21 protein-coding genes are annotated in these 17,165 nt (G+C 31.5%); 5 read left to right on the top strand and 16 right to left on the bottom strand.

Annotation, left to right across the window (positions count from 1 at the left end):
• Positions 1-6: 6 nt before the first annotated feature.
• The 7 genes from ACOQOS_RS18250 to ACOQOS_RS18220 form a co-directional block, all read right to left on the bottom strand.
• Complete coding sequence (locus ACOQOS_RS18250) at positions 7-726, bottom strand: LytR/AlgR family response regulator transcription factor (RefSeq protein ID WP_420571907.1); 720 nt, start codon at positions 724-726, stop codon at positions 7-9.
• A gap of 12 nt (positions 727-738) precedes the next feature.
• On the bottom strand, positions 739-1,062 hold the full coding sequence (locus ACOQOS_RS18245) for an Hpt domain-containing protein (RefSeq protein ID WP_420571906.1): 324 nt from the start codon (positions 1,060-1,062) through the stop codon (positions 739-741).
• Position 1,063: 1 nt separating this feature from the next.
• The gene (locus tag ACOQOS_RS18240) at positions 1,064-3,127 is read right to left on the bottom strand and encodes a PAS domain-containing sensor histidine kinase (protein WP_420571905.1); all 2,064 of its coding nucleotides are present in this window, start codon (positions 3,125-3,127) and stop codon (positions 1,064-1,066) included.
• Between the two features lie 146 nt (positions 3,128-3,273).
• Positions 3,274-3,684 (bottom strand): response regulator, encoded by a 411-nt coding sequence (locus ACOQOS_RS18235; RefSeq protein WP_420575164.1) that lies wholly within the window; start codon positions 3,682-3,684, stop codon positions 3,274-3,276.
• Positions 3,685-3,945: 261 nt separating this feature from the next.
• Entirely contained in the window at positions 3,946-4,317 is a 372-nt protein-coding gene (locus tag ACOQOS_RS18230; protein WP_420571904.1) for an MmcQ/YjbR family DNA-binding protein, read from the bottom strand.
• Between the two features lie 397 nt (positions 4,318-4,714).
• Positions 4,715-5,329 (bottom strand): DUF4230 domain-containing protein, encoded by a 615-nt coding sequence (locus tag ACOQOS_RS18225; RefSeq protein WP_420571903.1) that lies wholly within the window; start codon positions 5,327-5,329, stop codon positions 4,715-4,717.
• A gap of 105 nt (positions 5,330-5,434) precedes the next feature.
• Complete coding sequence (locus tag ACOQOS_RS18220; RefSeq protein ID WP_420571902.1) at positions 5,435-5,695, bottom strand: hypothetical protein; 261 nt, start codon at positions 5,693-5,695, stop codon at positions 5,435-5,437.
• Positions 5,696-5,884: 189 nt separating this feature from the next.
• On the opposite strand from ACOQOS_RS18220, the gene ACOQOS_RS18215 reads away from it, so the two are divergent.
• Both ACOQOS_RS18215 and ACOQOS_RS18210 read left to right on the top strand, forming a co-directional pair.
• Positions 5,885-6,226: a hypothetical protein gene (locus ACOQOS_RS18215; protein WP_420571901.1), complete on the top strand. Its 342-nt coding sequence runs from the start codon at positions 5,885-5,887 to the stop codon at positions 6,224-6,226.
• A 248-nt stretch (positions 6,227-6,474) separates the two neighbouring features.
• Positions 6,475-6,867: a hypothetical protein gene (locus ACOQOS_RS18210; RefSeq protein ID WP_420571900.1), complete on the top strand. Its 393-nt coding sequence runs from the start codon at positions 6,475-6,477 to the stop codon at positions 6,865-6,867.
• On the opposite strand, the gene ACOQOS_RS18205 is transcribed toward ACOQOS_RS18210, so the two are convergent.
• The 3 genes from ACOQOS_RS18205 to ruvC all read right to left on the bottom strand — a co-directional run bounded on the left by ACOQOS_RS18205 (position 6,868) and on the right by ruvC (position 9,520).
• Positions 6,868-7,617: a cyclase family protein gene (locus ACOQOS_RS18205; RefSeq protein ID WP_420571899.1), complete on the bottom strand. Its 750-nt coding sequence runs from the start codon at positions 7,615-7,617 to the stop codon at positions 6,868-6,870.
• A gap of 73 nt (positions 7,618-7,690) precedes the next feature.
• Positions 7,691-8,815 carry a radical SAM family heme chaperone HemW gene (gene hemW, locus ACOQOS_RS18200; RefSeq protein ID WP_420571898.1) on the bottom strand — a complete coding sequence of 375 codons (1,125 nt, stop codon included), beginning with the start codon at positions 8,813-8,815 and terminating at the stop codon, positions 7,691-7,693.
• A 150-nt stretch (positions 8,816-8,965) separates the two neighbouring features.
• The gene (ruvC, locus tag ACOQOS_RS18195) at positions 8,966-9,520 is read right to left on the bottom strand and encodes a crossover junction endodeoxyribonuclease RuvC (RefSeq protein WP_420571897.1); all 555 of its coding nucleotides are present in this window, start codon (positions 9,518-9,520) and stop codon (positions 8,966-8,968) included.
• Positions 9,521-9,589: 69 nt separating this feature from the next.
• Between ruvC and ACOQOS_RS18190 the strand changes: the two genes are divergently transcribed.
• Together ACOQOS_RS18190 and ACOQOS_RS18185 are read left to right on the top strand one after the other, a co-directional pair.
• Positions 9,590-10,648 carry a lysylphosphatidylglycerol synthase domain-containing protein gene (locus tag ACOQOS_RS18190; protein WP_420571896.1) on the top strand — a complete coding sequence of 353 codons (1,059 nt, stop codon included), beginning with the start codon at positions 9,590-9,592 and terminating at the stop codon, positions 10,646-10,648.
• Positions 10,645-11,772, top strand: a complete 1,128-nt coding sequence (locus tag ACOQOS_RS18185) for a glycosyltransferase family 2 protein (RefSeq protein WP_420571895.1) — start codon at positions 10,645-10,647, stop codon at positions 11,770-11,772. Before ACOQOS_RS18190 ends, ACOQOS_RS18185 begins: the two co-directional genes overlap by 4 nt.
• Before the next feature lie 25 nt (positions 11,773-11,797).
• Here the strand turns inward: ACOQOS_RS18185 and ACOQOS_RS18180 are convergent, their stop codons facing one another.
• The gene (locus tag ACOQOS_RS18180; RefSeq protein WP_420571894.1) at positions 11,798-12,262 is read right to left on the bottom strand and encodes an RES family NAD+ phosphorylase; all 465 of its coding nucleotides are present in this window, start codon (positions 12,260-12,262) and stop codon (positions 11,798-11,800) included.
• Complete coding sequence (gene parS / locus ACOQOS_RS18175; RefSeq protein ID WP_420571893.1) at positions 12,262-12,675, bottom strand: type II toxin-antitoxin system Xre/ParS family antitoxin; 414 nt, start codon at positions 12,673-12,675, stop codon at positions 12,262-12,264. The genes ACOQOS_RS18180 and parS overlap by 1 nt, the downstream gene beginning before the upstream one ends.
• 102 nt (positions 12,676-12,777) lie before the next feature.
• On the opposite strand from parS, the gene ACOQOS_RS18170 reads away from it, so the two are divergent.
• The gene (locus tag ACOQOS_RS18170; RefSeq protein ID WP_420571892.1) at positions 12,778-13,524 is read left to right on the top strand and encodes a Bax inhibitor-1/YccA family membrane protein; all 747 of its coding nucleotides are present in this window, start codon (positions 12,778-12,780) and stop codon (positions 13,522-13,524) included.
• Positions 13,525-13,559: 35 nt separating this feature from the next.
• Here ACOQOS_RS18170 and ACOQOS_RS18165 read toward each other — a convergent pair whose 3' ends face one another.
• Genes ACOQOS_RS18165 through ACOQOS_RS18150 form a run of 4 tightly spaced genes read right to left on the bottom strand, consistent with a single transcriptional unit; the run spans position 13,560 to position 17,106 of the window.
• Positions 13,560-14,054, bottom strand: coding sequence for a hypothetical protein (locus tag ACOQOS_RS18165; protein WP_420571891.1), 495 nt, complete (start codon positions 14,052-14,054; stop codon positions 13,560-13,562).
• A gap of 44 nt (positions 14,055-14,098) precedes the next feature.
• Positions 14,099-15,241: a tetratricopeptide repeat protein gene (locus ACOQOS_RS18160; RefSeq protein WP_420571890.1), complete on the bottom strand. Its 1,143-nt coding sequence runs from the start codon at positions 15,239-15,241 to the stop codon at positions 14,099-14,101.
• Between the two features lie 6 nt (positions 15,242-15,247).
• Positions 15,248-16,741, bottom strand: a complete 1,494-nt coding sequence (locus ACOQOS_RS18155) for a M56 family metallopeptidase (RefSeq protein WP_420571889.1) — start codon at positions 16,739-16,741, stop codon at positions 15,248-15,250.
• Positions 16,738-17,106, bottom strand: coding sequence for a BlaI/MecI/CopY family transcriptional regulator (locus ACOQOS_RS18150; RefSeq protein WP_420571888.1), 369 nt, complete (start codon positions 17,104-17,106; stop codon positions 16,738-16,740). The genes ACOQOS_RS18155 and ACOQOS_RS18150 overlap by 4 nt, the downstream gene beginning before the upstream one ends.
• Positions 17,107-17,165: the final 59 nt, after the last annotated feature.

Below are 17,165 nucleotides of genomic sequence, written 5' to 3'. Positions count from 1 at the left end.
ATAAACTTAAAGTAAATTTAAGCGTTGCATCAACTCTTTTCGATTTGCTCTACTTACCGGAATTACATCTTGTTTTATTAAGACACTGTTATCTTCAATATCTACAATTTTAGTTGTGTTGATAATATAAGATCTGTGTACTTTCAAAAATAAATGATTTGGAAGTTTTTCTTCTATTTTTTTGAGAGTAGAATGTACTACGTAGTTTTTATCTTCAGCTTTTATTTTAATATAATCTCCTTTTGCTTCAATCACGCAAATATCTGGCACATTAATTTTCACCAAACGACGATCAATATTAACGTATAAATCATTTCCAACAGTACTTGTCTCTTCAGGATTTGTAGTAGTTTCTTCTTCTTGTTTGGTTGCTACTCCTCTATCTTTGATACGATCTACAGCTTTAGCAAAACGTTCTGGAGTTATTGGTTTTACTAGATAATCAATGACACAATCATACTCAAAAGCATCTAGTGCAAAATTTCTATCTGAAGTTGTTAGAATGATTAACGGTGGATTTTTTAGTGTTTGAATAAAATCAAATCCAGAAAATGTTGGCATGTGAATATCTAAAAAGATAAGATCAACACTATTGCTGTTTAAATACTTTATGGCATCAATAGCATTTTCAAATTCTTCTGCAATAGTAAGTGTTTCAATCTTTTTACACAACTGTTTTGTGATTGCTCTCGCTGCTGCTTCATCGTCTACAATTATACACTTCATGAGTAGGTAGGCTTAAATTGTCGTTAAAAATTCTTCCATGTTTTGCAAAATACTAAGAAATGTATCATAACGTTTGGGATCGTCATTTTTTAATTCTTCTTCAAAGGCAATTGCAAAGTCATAACTTTTTTCAAGTCCCAAAATACTAATTTTATGTTTAATTTTATGCACATGCTCTGCCGAATTTTTATAGTTTTTTTCGCGTATGCTTTCAATAAAGGCTTCTTTTTCCTTTGGAAGCTCTTTTTTTAAGATCGCGATTAAGCTTGCTTCAAAATCGGCATCACCGTCAGCAAGTTCTTTGATGTAGGATAAGTTTGGAGTATCTAACTGCATGTTATTTTTTGAGTTTAAAGAAGAATGTTGTTCCTTTTCCTTCTTCAGATTCTAAATAAATTTCACCTTTGTAGAGTTCAATAATTTTCTTCACAATAGACAAACCTATTCCAGTTGACTTTCCTTTTTTGCCTAATGTTTGAAAAATTTTAAAGATTTTATCGTGATATGCTTCTGAAATTCCAACACCATTATCTGAAATTGAAAATTTCCAATAGTGCTTTAGTTCTTTGAACTTCACCTCTACTTTCCCTTCTTCTTTGTCTATATAATTGATTGCATTGCTAATTAAATTTTGGAATAATTGTTTGATTCGGGTTTTATCAGCATTTATTTTAGGAAGGTTCTCTGGAAAGATAAATTTTATGTGTTCAGGAATGTATAAAATGGTTTGAATTTCGGTCAATATTTCGTGTACACTTACTTCCTGAACTGTAATGATATTTTTATCATTTACACTTGAATAGCGTAAAATACCATCAATAAGCGCGTCCATTTGTTCTAATTTATTATTTAGCTTGTCAAATGTTTCAATAGCATCTTCATCCAATACATCTTCATAGTCTTCCTGAAACCAAGAAATTAATGCATTGATGCTTCGTAATGGTGATTTTAAATCGTGTGAAACTATATGAGCAAAATCACGCAATTCTTTATTACTACGTTTTAAATTTTCTAAGAGTTCTTTGTTTTGACTTTCTGCTTCTATTCTACGTTCTAAGTTGACTGCATTTGTTAACTGAATAGATACTAGATTCGCCACATTTTTTAAGAGACGTAAATGTTCTTTGGTAAAAAAGTTTTTTGCAGAATTTTCAGAATCGATAACTCCTACTACTTCGCCTTCTATTATAATAGGTACTGTTATTTCAGAAAAACGTTGTTTATCATCTACTACATAGCGAGGATCTTGTGTGGTATCATGAATCAATTCTGCTTTTCCAGTCATGGCTACATCTCCAACAATACCTTTCCCAAACGGTATGTACAACTTATCAATGATTTCTTTGTTTTCATCTACTGTTGCTCCATAACCTGCAATTTGTTCTAAGATATTTTCTTTTTTGTTCACCAAATACACGACACAATCTTCAAATTCTAAATCGTGAGCTGTTACATTTGCTATTTCCCAAGCAATATCATGAATAGTTAGTTTTCCAATAAAAGAACGTGTCAAATTGTTTAAAGTATTTAACATTAAACGTCTTTTATATTTCACAGAAACATCTTCTATAAAGGCTAATTGATATTTTATTTTTCCAGTATGATCACGAACTCCTGTCACACTTGTTTTTGATTGAAATGAAGTTCCGTCCTTTTTTCTGTAACGTTCTTTTAAACTGTAATGATTTACATCACCTTCAACCATTTTATTGTACAATCTTCTCGATTCTTGATGTGCTTCTTCAAAAGAAAGGTCTTCAACAGGAATTCCTAGTAGTTCTTCTTCACTGTACTGCATTATCTTTTGAAATGCATTATTTGTTTTGATGATTTTTCGATCTTGTGCCAATACAATTCCAAAGGTAGAGTTGTCTACAATAGCTTCTAATTGTTCCCTTTGTTCTTCAAAATCAAATTCATTTTCTTTGGCAATAGTAATATCTCGCACAATACCTTGCGCAGCTATAATGACTCCTTCTTCATTGTAAATTAGGCTAGCGTTTATCTGAACCCATTTTACTTCTTTGTTTTTTGTATAAACTCTTGCTTCGTAATTTTGAAAAGAACCATCTTCTATCAACTTTGCAAAAGAATTCATTGCATATTCGAAGTCGTCTCTGTAGATAATATTAACGACATTAAAATCTTCGTTCTTGATATCATACCCAAAAAGCTTTACAGCAGCTTCATTCATTTTGATAACATTGCCCATGGTATCCATGACAATATAAGAGTCGAGTATGTTTTCAAAGAAAACTTTGTACTCAGTCTCTTTCGCTTTTAGCGCTTCACTTAACTCCAATAATTCGCTAGTACGACTTAGGAGTAGTTCTTCTGCTTTTTCGCGTGCTTTTTTTTCGTTCTGAAGTGCTAGTTCTAGGGCTTGAATCTTATCTTTCATTGAACGCAAATATGATTTCTTCGGGTTTTGCGCTTGGAATATACTAAATTCTCTATAATTTTCGGTAAATAAACAAAATTAACCGATGAATTGCACTTTTGAAGCTTTGTTTAGTGTAAGAAAGAAAAAGGTTTAACTAGAAGTTTTTAGAAATTAATTACTTCATTGACCATCCAATAATCAACAACACGTTGAATTTTCTGAATGTAATGTTCGTAACGAAGTGGTTTTATGATGTAACCTGCAATTCCTAACTTGTAACTTTCTAACATGTCTTGGTGATTGTTGGAAGTTGTAACTATAATCGCTGGAATGTAACGCAAATGTGGATCTTCTTTGAGTTCTTTCAAAAATTCGAGTCCGTTCATTTTTGGCATATTCAAATCCAATAGAATGACATTAGGTAGCTCTTCTTTCTTTTGCAAGATGTTCAGTGCTTCCTCGCCATTCTTAGCTTCAAGTATTCGATGCGTAAATCCTAATTTTTTTAAGGATTTTTTGAATTTCAATACTTCAATCTCGTCATCTTCGATAAATAAAAACGAAAGATTTTCCATCATATGGTTAACTTATAGTATATCTAATTAATTTGTAAATTTCCCTATTATATGTGAGATTCCGCGCTTCTTTCGATTAAACAGAATTTTAACTAGGTTGAATGACCTTTTATTATAGATTAATGGTTTCTTAAAAACCATGCTTTTTTGTAGGATTAAGCCATTTTATAGTAATGCGTCACTAAATATATAGAATTATAAACACGTTGTGTACTAGCAGAATAATTTTTGAATACTCTTTTGATTAAATTTCCAACATGATTACTGATAGTTTTCCAATTCAGCTTTTTGTTTTTTAGTCATTCCCTTAATAACCAAGTGATATGAATCATCTATCAATTGTTGAATGAATGTATTTGAAAGTTCACCATGATATAATTCAATTGTATTCCAATGTTTTTTACTCATGTGAAATCCTGGTTTGATACTCTCGTAAGTTTCACGTAATTCTTCAGCTTTTTCAGGATCACACTTCAAATTTACTGAAGGAATTCCTTCTTCCCATTTTTTTAAAGAAGTTAAAGCAAACATTTTTCCTAATACTTTAAATACCAAAGTATCTTGATCAAAGGGAAATTCTTCTGTAACAGCTGGTTTGGAGATACAGTATTCTCGCAGCAATTCGATATTCATATACTCAATTTGAAAACAAGATAAAAAAAACTTGTCATATACATTAGCACATGATATAATAATGAGGAATTAAGCGTTAATATCAGATTTATTACGCATCCCTTTTTCCTTGCTTTTATGTTTTGTACCAACTTTTTGAACTGGCGCAATATCTAGACTTACAAGAACATCATTTAGATAATAAACTACTTTATCAATTAGTGACATTTTATTGTTATTATTAGGTTGTTGCAAATATACGCCAAGAATGCTAAAAAGTAGGTTATGAATTCTTTAAATAAGTATAAAATATCGATGAAATACCGTTTTAAAGGCAGAAATACCTACTAACTTAGTAGATAATAAAACAATTACCTCAACGCTTTCATTTTTAGAAACTTCAAAACAAGTATGCTAACTAATCATTTTTTAAATATGTAATATCATCTTCTGGAAGTGTGATTTCTGAGTAATCTAGTTCCCAACCAATTGTTTCTACAATTTTCTTAATCACTAGAATTGCATCTAAAGCTTCCTTTCGAGCGGATTCTAACAAACCACTTTGCGGTACTTTGTCAATAATGTGTTGCTTGGCTTCTTTGTTTAATTTGGTTAAATCTTCAGCGCCAAATTTATTCAATAAACCATCTTTTTTATCGTAATATGTAAAATCGGTTTCTACTGTCAAAATTTCTGGTTGTGGAAAGTGAATGATACGGACTTCTTTTTTGTCTTTGTTAGCTTCCAAACGTAGTTTTTTCAAATCATATCCTACACTGGCTTTAGCTTTTATAACAATAAGTGCTCGTTTTTTACTGGAAATCATTCGTAGAAAATGAGCAGATTTGTCTTCATAATGATAAATTTCACTAAAATCACCTTCTACAGTTGTCAATTTACATACACTTTTAATCTTGTCAAGTAATAAGTGTGATTGGCGAATTGTTCTTTTTTCTGATTGTTTTTTTCCGATAAAATCATACACAAAGTATGCGACAACTCCACCTATTAATACTGCTAAAACTATATCCATATATTGACATTTACAAGAATCATTCCTGATGTCTGTAAAAGTACATTAATTTTAACAATTGATACTTTTGGACATAGTTTTACAGTAAAATATGACAAAAAGAACTTACGTTATTCCTAATATACGATTCCTTTCTTCGACAGTTTCTTTTATATCTTCTTGTGTACGTATAAATAATTCTATGATTGCATTTTCTATCTCTTCATTTTCATTAAGCCCATTAAACACATTTCTTATCATAGAAGAGCCGTAAGGCTTACCATTTCTACTTGTTATCTTCTTTTCTTTTAAGATTTTCAGAACGCCTTCTGTGTAGTGATATCCTAAAACTTCTTTAAGTTTTTTACGTTGCTCCTTGCGTATCATACGTATTATTAAGTTTATATAATTACTAAATTGTTATATTTGTGTCGATTTTATGGCACATGTTATAGAACTGACAGTATAATATTACAAACTATTTTCTATATAAAGAAATTTTATGTAGAATAATTTCAATAAATAATGAAAATAATCGACAGAATAATCCTCTTCATAAAGCACAAAAATTTGAGCATGCGCGCGTTTGATATCTCAATAGGCGTAGGAAATGGCTATACTAGCAAGCAATCAAAATCTGGTGCTTCTGTCGGCAGCGACGTGTTAGAGAGAATAATCGACACCTATCCAGAGTTAAGTCCGTTGTGGTTATTAACAGGACGTGGCGACATGATCATTGATTTGGAAAAAGTAGAAGAACCAACACCTGATTACGGAAATTCTTTTGATGAATTGTTGGAACATAAAATTGAACGCATTGTAGCACGTCAGTTAAAAGCATTTAGTGACAAAATCGAAAACTTTCCAACATTAACTGAAATCAGTAAAGAAATTCAGAAAAACTTAAAAGGTGAATAAATTCATTTTTAACAACTTCAAAAACTACTTTTATTTCTATAAAATCAATTGATTTTCATTAATATTGAGAATCAACGGCATACAATTCCTGTCTTTTCAGAAAAAACGCTACACATATAAGAAAATTATGTATATTTACGAGTTGCTACTTTTGTGCTGATTTACTGTCAGTTTAAGTGACGTTTTATTTTACATTAAAACTATTTTCTATGAAAATTAAAATTTTCATAACTTAATTTCTATACAAAATGAAAATAATCGACAGGATAATTGAATTCATCAAACATAAAAATATGAGCATGCGTGCGTTTGATATGTCAATAAAAGTAGGCAATGGCTACACAAGTAAGCAATCGAAATCTAATGCTTCTATAGGAAGTGATGTTTTGGAGAGAATTCTCGATACCTATCCTGAATTAAATCCAGTTTGGCTTATTAAGGGACAAGGAGATATGATTTTAGATATTAAAAATTCTGGCGAACCTCTTCCCGATTATGGAAAATCAATTGATGAAATTTTAGAGAACAAAATCAAGCGTATCGTCCAAGAACAACTCAAAGATTTTAGTGACAAATTAGAGTCTTTTCCAACCTTAGATCAAATCAGCAAAGAGATTCAAAAAAATCTGCGCGGCAAGTAATTACTTTTGTACTTTATACAAGATTGGTTTGCTTGGAGTTGCATCATTTTCAAAAGGTGCAATTTGAATGTTTACAAAATAAGTTCCATCTTCAATATTATTTGCGACATAAATAAACTCCGTAATAGTAGCATTCATACGAATTTCTCCAGTAGTATTCCAAAAAGCATTATGCGCTCGCAATTCTCCACCATCTTTTTCCTTATCAATACTCGGTAAATCTATTAGCAAATGTTGTATTCCTTTATCTCGAAGATATATTGCTGCATCTTCTTCTAAATATGGAGGATTTGTATGTGAATATTGCTTGTTTTTCTTTTCATTAAAATTCGGTAATGTGCGTACAACAATAGCTTCACGTTTTTTATTACCAATGATATGTTGTAATTGTTTTTTAGAAATTACATAATCATCTCCTTTTTTTTCAGGAACTACCGTAATCAATTCTGCATAAAAGAAAAATTGTGTCAAATGCTGATTGATAGAATGTACTTCTTCTGTGATATGACCAACACATTCTGTATGTGTTCCGTGTGAATGCGGATTAAAATAAATGTTGTTAAAGTTAACATCACCACCTTCTTTTATACTTCCAACCCAATCATCTGAACGAACAGGAGAAATTTGTGGCTCTTCCAAATACCAAGCATTTACATTGTCTTTGGAAGCTCGCAGTGGAATGGAAATGTCCAATGGTTTTGATAAATCTATTTGATATTTTGTCGTCTTACGTTGTATGGTGCAAATCATAGTGTAAAAATACAAATTGATTTATCAAAGTTCGGGCTGAAATACAGAAATTGTTTTTAAATTCTTTTTTGAACTATACTTTGAAGAAATCTGCTGCAATTCCATCACATAAAAATTTTCCTTTCTGCGTAGTTTTTATAGTATTTGCGTCTTGCTGAATCGTATATTCTTGTAGATGATTTTCAGCAATTTTCTGTGTATGTTGTAAATAGCTTTCGCCGAAATTGTCTTTGATGTAATGCATAGAAATTCCCCAAATGGTTCGCAAACTTGTCATTATATATTCGTTATACTGATCGTCAATAGAAAGTTCTTCAATGGTAAGCGGAAGTTTATTTTCTTCTATACTTTTTGTGTAAAGTATATTGTTTGAAACATTCCAGCTTCTACTCTTGGTGTTGAAAGAATGTGCACTTGGTCCAACTCCGATATATTTTGCTCCTTTCCAGTAAGATGTATTGTGCTTGGAAAAGTAATTTGGTTTTCCAAAGTTAGAAATTTCATAATGCACAAAACCGTGCTTTTCAGTTGCTGAAACTAACTCGTTAAAATGTGCCAATGATGCTTCTTCAGAAATAGTTGGATACTTTCCTTGTCGGATGAATTTTTCTAGTGCTGTTTTCGGTTCTACAGTAAGTGCATAACTTGATATATGATTGATACCTAAGTTAAAAACAGTTTCTAAATTTGTTTTCCATTGCTCCATGGTCATATTTGGCACACCGTAAATCAAGTCGATTGTAATATTATCAAAATACTTAGTCGCAGTTTCCAAGCATTTTTTGGCTTCTGTGCTGTTGTGCGCTCTGTTCATTAATGATAAATGTTCATCATAAAACGACTGAACTCCAATACTTAATCGATTGATCCTTGATTTTGCTAATTCTTTGATTTTTTCATCCGTTAAATCATCAGGATTTGCTTCAAGCGTAATTTCAGGATTGTTTACAACGGAATAATTTGCAGAGATTACAGTTAGTATTTCCTGTATTTCATACAACGTTAATAAACTTGGTGTTCCACCTCCAAAATATATGGTTTCAATAGTTGTATTTGCAAATTCATCTTTTCGCAATTGCAATTCTTTACACAAAGCATCTAATACGCGATCTTTTTTAGCCAATGATGTTGAAAAATGAAAATCGCAATAATGACATGCTTGCTTACAAAATGGGATGTGTATATAAATTCCAGCCATTAACTTTGAAAAGATGTTATAAATAATGAGACTCCAAAACTACACAAGATATTTAACATATAGAGATGATAACATACGTGTACGTGTTTTCAGTTATAATTATATCGTAAGTTTTTACAAGGATACGTTTTAATATTTATGTATTGCTAACTATTTCTTGATTCGTTTTTCATTCTGTTTTACAAAACTTGCCCAACCTGAATAGCTTTTTCCAACTTCTACTCTACCAGCATTGTAAAAGTGACATACAGCAGCTGCTAATCCATCGGTAGCATCTAAATTTTTGGGTAAAGTTTTGATTCCTAATAAGCTTTGAAGCATTTTTGCGACTTGCTCCTTACTGGCATTTCCATTTCCTGTAATTGCCATTTTTATTTTTTTAGGCGCATATTCTGTGATTGGGACTTCACGAGATAAACCTGCCGCCATCGCAACGCCTTGTGCACGACCTAGTTTTAACATGGATTGAACGTTTTTACCAAAAAACGGTGCTTCAATAGCAATTTCGTCTGGATGATAGGTATCGATAAGCTCTATAGTTCGTTCAAAAATGAGTTTTAGCTTTATATAATGATCGCTGTATTTTTGAAGTTGCAATTCATTAAGTTGTAAAAACTGCATTTTTTTACCTACTACTTTTATCAATCCAAAACCCATTATGGTAGTTCCTGGATCAATTCCTAATATGATTTTCTCTGTTTTCAACCGTTTTCTTCTATTAAAATTACTGTAAAACCGTAGTTACAAGTTATTCGTAATTAATACCTTCTTTTCATGATTTATGCCCTAAAAATACGTAAAAGCAGTAGCTTATCTATATATATTTGGCGAAATGCTTTATTTTGCAGCATGCCAATTCTCCCATCTTTAAAAAAGAAGCAATTAATTACGTTCACTATAAAAATAGCAATAGTTATTGGCGCCACCTATTTTATTTATAACAAGTTGATGCACAATGCACAATTGGACTTCAATACATTTTTATCACAAGTAAAAACTTCAAAATTATTCCACTCGATTACAATTTTCATATTAGTTTTTTCTACTTTTTTGAATTGGTTTTTGGAAATTGTGAAATGGAAAACACTCGTAAATCATATAAAAACAATTACATTTTGGCAAAGTACTACACATACTTTAGGAAGTTTGACTGCTTCTTTGTTTACTCCTAATAGAATTGGCGAATATGGCGCAAAGGCATTGTATTTCCCAAAAGCACAACGAAAACGGATTCTTGGATTGAATTTTCTAGGAAATAGCGCACAATTGCTTGCTACTGTCGTTTTTGGACTGATTGGTTTTTCTTTTTTTGTCTATGAATTTAGTATTGAATTGCCTTGGCGGAAGATTACGCGCATGATTTTTTTAGTAGTGTTTTTTGGTGGAATTTTTCTCTTGGGAAGCAAACAAAAGCGATTTCAAATCAAAGGTTTTTCTTGGGAACGCTTGAAGAGTTTTATAAAAAAAGTGGGGTTTAGTATTCATCTAAAGAATATTAGTTTTTCCGTGATTCGCTATTTGATCTTCTCTCATCAATTTTACTTTTTGTTGCTAGTTTTTGGTCTAAATACTTCTTACGGAATTACTATGAGTGCCATAACTGCAATGTATTTAATTACTTCTGTGATTCCGATGTTGTTTATTTTTGATGTTGTTGTAAAAGGAAGTGTTGCCGTATGGCTTTTTGGATATTTGCATGTTCCCGAATTAAGCATTCTTTCTGTCGTATTATTAATGTGGATTCTGAATTTTGTATTTCCAAGTATTCTTGGAAGTTATTTTGTATTGAGTTTTAACACTTCTACTACTGAAGACAAATCAACTGCTGTATGATCATAGGAATTGTTTTTGGCATTTTAGCAGCATATGGATTGCTTATTTTAAGTTTGAGCTACGGATTTTGGAAGCTACCAAACATTAAACAGCAAGAATTAACACACGAAACAGCATTTTCAGTAATTGTTCCTTTTCGGAATGAGTCTTTGCATTTACCAAATTTGTTAGCTTCTATAAAAAGCTTGGAATATCCGACAACAAAGGTTTCGTTTTACTTTGTAGATGACGCTTCCGAAGATGATTCTTGCGAAATCATAGAAAAATTCAGCAAGAAACATCCATCTATCAACATCAGAGTTTTAAAAAATAAACGCGTTTCCAATTCGCCAAAAAAAGATGCCATCAGAACTGCAATTACACAATTAGATAGCGATTGGATTGTAACAACTGATGCCGATTGTATAGTACCTCCAAAATGGCTACAACTATTCAATCAAGAAATTATTTTAAAACGTCCCAACATGATTGTTGCACCAGTAACTTACAAAGAAGAAACTTCTTTTTTTAGTTATTTTCAATTGCTTGATTTTTTAAGTCTGCAAGGTACAACGATCGGAAGTTTTGGATTAGAAATTCCTTTTATGTGTAATGGCGCTAATCTTTCGTATAAGAAAAAAGCTTTTTTAGCGGTTCAAGGATTTGCAGGAAATGATACTATTGCAAGTGGTGATGATGTTTTTTTACTTGAAAAATTTATTCAAAAATGGCCAAAAAAAATAACCTACTTAAAATCAAAAGAAGCCATCATTACGACTGTTGCTGTTGCAACTCATAAAGAATTGATTTCCCAACGCGTCCGATGGGCATCCAAAAGTGCTAACTACAATATTTTGACAGGAAAATTGATTGGTGTTTTAGTTGTTTTAATAAATCTCACTTTTTGTGTATCTCCAATATTTCTTTTTGTTGGTTTATCTTGGGAATTTATTCTGTTGTTCATCGTTTCGAAAATAGGAATTGATAGTATTTTACTCTTTCAAACTTTACGATTTACACAACAAACATTTAAACTATTACACGTATTATGTAGTGCAGTTTTATATCCATTCTTCACTATTTTTATTTTCTTCCGATCCTTATTTTCCAGCTATACATGGAAAAATAGGAGTTTTAAAAAATAATATCAAGAATTGCAATGAAGTGTGTTTATGTTTCGTGATATAAACGTGAATCGAAAGCAAATTTTTGAATTTTCACAACTTGAATCTTATGAAAATCAATATGTATTGGATTGAGAATATAGTTAAATTCGTCTCTAACAATAGCAGAAGGAACTTTTAAGACTGCATAGTTATTTTCTGCTACGAATTTGGTAAATATTTCTTGTGTTTTACTGTTGTAAGGAAAAGTATTCCAGTTTTTTGGTAATTTTTTAATTTCGTGTACATGTACCTCATCAGGTATATTGATATGTACTAAAATACGATCATTTGGAAGATCTTCTGTGATGTCTAAGTGCATCACAACTTCTAAATAGGCAAGTGAGATGTGTTGAGAAGTATATACGGCGCGTGTTCCTATTTCGTTCCAGCGACCGCCAATTTTTTCTGCGCCAATTCCGGAAAGTAAATTATTTTTTCGTTTGGCTCTGTCTATTCTATATACAATCATTAAGCAAAAATTCCGTAGTCAATACGTCTAATTTCGTCAATAACTAATTTAACACCATAGCTTGTATCTAATAGGGAAAAAGGCGTTTGTCCGCCCAAAACTTTACTTTTTTTGTTCAGCCATCTTGTGAATTTTTTTTCATCACCAAACACTTCAAAACCTTTTGAATACACTTCGGCTATTTCAAACAAACGCTCGCTTACTTCTTTGTCGTAACTCGCTTTTTTTGAAAGTGTTGAATAGGAAGCAGGAACAATTTCAGATATTTTTGTAAGCGGTAAAGCAACACGCATACTAAATTTTTTGAGTTGTGATCTTGTAACGCCATTTCTAGTGGCGTGAATAATTTTTAGTTTGTTTTGCGGCGAATCGTTTCGATTATCGATGTAGCTCGTTAGCGTTAATGCTTCCATGTTTTAGTAATTTTACCTAATGCAATGTGTAAATTTACAAATATTTTATCGATCTAAAATTGTAAAGTCCATTTTTTTATTATTTTTAACAAAAATCGACACATGAGTTTATTCGGATTATCAACTTCCAATCCTGCGTTTACTGATTATTTCTGGAATAATCCTGAATCAAAACGAACGCAGGGAAAAATGACACTTCGCGGTGTTGTCTTAAAAACAATTTTTTGTTTGATGATTGTTTGTCTATCCGCCTCAGTTATTTGGAAATTGTATTTTGATGGTGTACATATTAAATGGTTCACTACTGGTGGAATTATAGCTGCTATTATATGCAGTATTTTACTCTCTTACAAACGTGAATGGGTAATTCCGCTTACCATTTTATATGCTATTGCAAAAGGTTTGTTTGTTGGCGGATTTAGCGCATATGTTCATAAAAGTATTCCGTATTTACCATTTCAAGCTGTGATTGTTACAATTGCTACGTTTTTAGTCATGTTACTTTTATATCTTTCAAAAATTATTATTGTAACACAGAAACTAAAGAGTGTTATTATTACTGCTACCACAGTAATTTTCGTAATTTATCTCACGTCTTTTATTTTAAGTTTTTTTGGTATTAGAATCTCTTTTCTTTGGGATACTTCTTGGTTTGCGATCATTTTTAATATTGTCGTTGCTATTTTTGCTTCATTAAGTTTATTACTTGATTTCGATTATATAGATCATCGCATCGGAAAAGTAAAGAAGTCTTATGAGTGGTTTGCCACTTGGGGATTATTAGTTACTATTATTTGGTTGTATGTTGAAGTTTTACGATTGCTGAAGAAATTAGCAATTCGATTTTAGTTTTTGTGCTTTTTATGAATTTGTCTTGACAGAAACTATTCTTCTACATTTAAAATAATTGGTAATACAAATTTTGTCGCTACTGGAATACCTCTTTTGTTGGCTGGAGATGCTTTTGGCAAACTATTGATACTTTCACGAATCAAACTGTCTAAAGTTGGTAGCTGCGAAGTTGTAAATTCTTGTTTTTTAATTTCAGAAGCTTTGATGAATCCTAAGGAATCTATTTGCAGTTCAACCTGAATGGTATCGTGAATGGTTTTAACAACGACCAAATTATTTTGTGACAAACGTTCGTGAATTTGATTAGTTAGCGTTTCAAAGAAACATATTTTCTGTGCTTCTTTTTCCAATTGATCGCAGGTTGCAAACGAAGGAAATTCATCAACTGTATCCAAATCAATACTCTGTTTTTCTTGTGCTACAATGGTTTCTTCTTTTACAACAGTACCATTTATAAAGTCACAAGAAACACACACAAAAAGCAAAAGGCAATATGTCCAGAGTCGTTTCATCAATACAAATATCATGAAAAATACAACTTTTAGACATTTTGCCGTAATTTTTGCTGCTGTTATTCTGATTTTAAGTGAATTTCCTCTTTAAGTTGACGAATTCGCACATTGGCAATTTTCCGCATTTCGAGTTTCGCTTTTGGGAATTTTTCTATGAAACGCTCGTACATTTTTAATTTTGCTCCAAGATCAGAATAGTAATTATCTGCAACTTGTGCCAGTCGTAATTGCGCTAATTCATAATCTGGATTTTCCTCTAAAGCCATATTTAATAACTTCATGGCTTTTCGAAATTCTTTTCGATCAAAATGAACCATTCCCAATATATAATAATCTCCTGAAGGATCTGTCATTTTTCCAACTATAGCTTGCGATGCATGATGTTCTGCTTTTTCAGGAACTTCATCTTGATAGTATAGTTTTGCCAATTGCGAATGGTAAAAATAATTTCCGCGATCTCGTTTTAAAGCTTCTTCATAATATGCAATCGATTTTTCAATTTGTCGAATACGATATGCTGAAAATGCTGCTTTTTCATATACATATCTGGTTGCTTTGTTTAAATGTATAAGTCTTTGAAACCATAACAAGGCTTTTCCAAATTCTTTTTGCGCATAGAATAATTGCGCATTGTAACCTATTATTTTTGCATCACTTTCGTTATTGGTTAAACCAACAGTAATGATGTTTTTTGCTTTTTCAAAGTCTTTAGCCTCTATAGCATGCTTGATGAGCTTGTAAATACTTTTTTGATGTTGCCCATCTAATGCAAAAGCGGTTTCGTATGCTGATATAAAGTCTTCTTGCTGTAAGGCTTCTTTTACCAATCCAACTTGATAGTGAAAATTAGGATTGAGCGTATCTTTTAATTTTAGCTTTTCAAAAATAACTAATGATTTATCGAGTTTTCCCGCTGTAAATAATAATCTACCGTAATCATATAGCACCAATACGTTTTCTGCATCTAGTTTTAAGACCTTTTCGTAACTTTTTATCGCCTTTTTACTATTTCCTAAGGCTTTGTAAGCTTTTGCTATTTGTACGTTTGTATATGCATTCGGTTTTTGTTCTTGATAGATTTTTATTGCTTTGGAGTAGTTTCCAAATTGATACAAACTATCTGCAATTGCTAAAGTCGAAGTTTGCGCTTCGACTTTAGTTATTATTATAAAAAAGATGCAGAGATTTATTATTATTTTCATGTATGCTTATTCCTGTATTTTAAATACGATTGGCAATACATATTTTACACTTACCGCTTTACCATCTTTCATTCCTGGAGAGAATTTTGGCAATGTTCGAATTACACGTTCTGTTTCTGTTTTTAATGCTGGATGCGGCGCTCTTGCATTCACTCCTGCAATGTCACCATTCTCATCAATAACAAATTGTGCAAAAATCTTATTTACACCTGTTAAACCAAGTCCTTCTGCTAATTTTGTGTCAAACTCCATATTGACATGTCTTGCTACATTTTGAGATGAACATTTTTTTATCTCTTTTTGAGTTCCTTCATTTTCACATCCCGGAAAAACAGGCGCTTGATCAATTACACTAAACGCGACAGCTTCTTGTTCTACTTTGGTGTAGTCGCTTTTTTCAGCTATGCCAAGTTTACGAGCTTTCACATACTCTTCATATGATTTTGCTTTGCTAAAATTTACTGCAAACTCTTCGTCTTGCTCACTTATTAATGCGGCAATTTTTTCCAAAGTTTCGCTTTGCTCTTTATACTGTTCTTCAGATAAAATTTGATTTCCCTCTAAGGTAGCATTTAGCTTGTTTAATTCCCGTAATAAATCTTTCAACAATGCTGTTTTTTCCTCTTTATCAACAGTTTCTGTGTTGTCTTCGGTATCTGCAATTGTAGTTTCTTCGCAAGAAGTGTACAATAATGATAAGATGAGTACTGGAACTAATACTAAATATTTTAGCTTTAAAATTTCTCGAGATTTTTGTTTCGTTAACATAATGATTCGTTTTTTAATTAGTGAGTGTTTAAAAAATTGATTGGTAAACGAAAACTGTTGTGTTTGAAAGACTTCAGCCAACAATTTTTCATAATAATCGGATTTATTTTTGTCTTGTACGATTGCTGCATCGGCAATGTATTCGTGTAATTCTGATATTCGTTTTTGATAGATGTATACTAATGGATTGAACCAACATAAGATGCGCAAAAGCTCAAAATACAGCAAGTCTAGTGAATGTTTTTCGCGTACATGCACCAATTCATGCAAAAGAATATCTTCTAGTTTAGATTCGTGAATATCATCTCCTATAAACACATATCTAAAAATTGAAAATGCCACTGTACTTTTAGGAATTAGAATCACTGTGTAATTAGTTCGTTTCACAAAGCGTCCTTTGAAACGTAAACGTAATAATTCTGAAATTTTATAAATAAACAAAATACTACTTACTGTAATTCCAATGATCAGAAACCAATTCCAAACGGGTTCAATTGGCGCTACTGCAACTTCTGGTGTTAGCACAATTTCTGGCAATAGAATAACATATTCTTGTGGTACAGCATTTTGAAAACTTTCAAGTTTAATAAATGGCAGTGCAAATGAAATTAATGAAGAACAGATGAGATATATTCTATTCCAATTAAAGAATGTTTCCTTTTTCAGAAATAGATCGTAAGCCACTAGAAACAGCAACTGAAATGCTACAACTTTGATAAAATACGCAATCATGATTTCTTTTTATTTTTTTCAATTTCTTTGAGAATATCTTCTAATTCAGAAGTACTGATTTCATTTTTTTGCATAAAAAACGACACCATACTTTTAAAAGATCCTTGAAAATAACCATTCACCAATTTTGAAATAGACTGATTACTGTATTCTGATTGTGCTAATAGCGGAAAATAAACATGTCCTTTTCCCACTTTCTCATAACCAACAAATCCTTTACTTTCTAAAATTCGTACAATCGTAGAAACCGTATTATATGCAGGCTTGGAACCTGCAAAGTTTTCAATAATGGTTTTTACATTTGCCTTTTCTAGTTTCCATAGAATTTGCATAATTTCTTCTTCTGCCTTCGTTAATTGCTTCATATTTTGAATTGTATTTTTCAACTAAATCCTTAGTTCAATAAAACAAATATAACTAAAAT

Source organism: Kordia sp. (assembly GCF_965224175.1).
In the GTDB taxonomy this organism is placed as follows: Bacteria; Bacteroidota; Bacteroidia; order Flavobacteriales; family Flavobacteriaceae; genus Kordia.
Note: the sequence above shows the minus strand (reverse complement) of the source record. Positions and strands in the feature narration are given on the sequence as shown.

Excerpts from the sequence above, each read along its gene's own strand:
- ACOQOS_RS18250 (WP_420571907.1), bottom strand. The coding sequence starts at position 726 with ATGAAGTGTATAATTGTAGACGATGAAGCAGCAGCGAGAGCAATCACA.
- ACOQOS_RS18245 (WP_420571906.1), bottom strand. The coding sequence starts at position 1,062 with ATGCAGTTAGATACTCCAAACTTATCCTACATCAAAGAACTTGCTGAC.
- ACOQOS_RS18240 (WP_420571905.1), bottom strand. The coding sequence starts at position 3,127 with ATGAAAGATAAGATTCAAGCCCTAGAACTAGCACTTCAGAACGAAAAA.
- ACOQOS_RS18235 (WP_420575164.1), bottom strand. The coding sequence starts at position 3,684 with ATGGAAAATCTTTCGTTTTTATTTATCGAAGATGACGAGATTGAAGTA.
- ACOQOS_RS18230 (WP_420571904.1), bottom strand. The coding sequence starts at position 4,317 with ATGAATATCGAATTGCTGCGAGAATACTGTATCTCCAAACCAGCTGTT.
- ACOQOS_RS18225 (WP_420571903.1), bottom strand. The coding sequence starts at position 5,329 with ATGGATATAGTTTTAGCAGTATTAATAGGTGGAGTTGTCGCATACTTT.
- ACOQOS_RS18220 (WP_420571902.1), bottom strand. The coding sequence starts at position 5,695 with ATGATACGCAAGGAGCAACGTAAAAAACTTAAAGAAGTTTTAGGATAT.
- ACOQOS_RS18215 (WP_420571901.1), top strand. The coding sequence starts at position 5,885 with ATGCGCGCGTTTGATATCTCAATAGGCGTAGGAAATGGCTATACTAGC.
- ACOQOS_RS18210 (WP_420571900.1), top strand. The coding sequence starts at position 6,475 with ATGAAAATAATCGACAGGATAATTGAATTCATCAAACATAAAAATATG.
- ACOQOS_RS18205 (WP_420571899.1), bottom strand. The coding sequence starts at position 7,617 with ATGATTTGCACCATACAACGTAAGACGACAAAATATCAAATAGATTTA.
- hemW (WP_420571898.1), bottom strand. The coding sequence starts at position 8,815 with ATGGCTGGAATTTATATACACATCCCATTTTGTAAGCAAGCATGTCAT.
- ACOQOS_RS18190 (WP_420571896.1), top strand. The coding sequence starts at position 9,590 with ATGATTTATGCCCTAAAAATACGTAAAAGCAGTAGCTTATCTATATAT.
- ACOQOS_RS18185 (WP_420571895.1), top strand. The coding sequence starts at position 10,645 with ATGATCATAGGAATTGTTTTTGGCATTTTAGCAGCATATGGATTGCTT.
- ACOQOS_RS18180 (WP_420571894.1), bottom strand. The coding sequence starts at position 12,262 with ATGATTGTATATAGAATAGACAGAGCCAAACGAAAAAATAATTTACTT.
- parS (WP_420571893.1), bottom strand. The coding sequence starts at position 12,675 with ATGGAAGCATTAACGCTAACGAGCTACATCGATAATCGAAACGATTCG.
- ACOQOS_RS18170 (WP_420571892.1), top strand. The coding sequence starts at position 12,778 with ATGAGTTTATTCGGATTATCAACTTCCAATCCTGCGTTTACTGATTAT.
- ACOQOS_RS18165 (WP_420571891.1), bottom strand. The coding sequence starts at position 14,054 with ATGATATTTGTATTGATGAAACGACTCTGGACATATTGCCTTTTGCTT.
- ACOQOS_RS18160 (WP_420571890.1), bottom strand. The coding sequence starts at position 15,241 with ATGAAAATAATAATAAATCTCTGCATCTTTTTTATAATAATAACTAAA.
- ACOQOS_RS18155 (WP_420571889.1), bottom strand. The coding sequence starts at position 16,741 with ATGATTGCGTATTTTATCAAAGTTGTAGCATTTCAGTTGCTGTTTCTA.
- ACOQOS_RS18150 (WP_420571888.1), bottom strand. The coding sequence starts at position 17,106 with ATGAAGCAATTAACGAAGGCAGAAGAAGAAATTATGCAAATTCTATGG.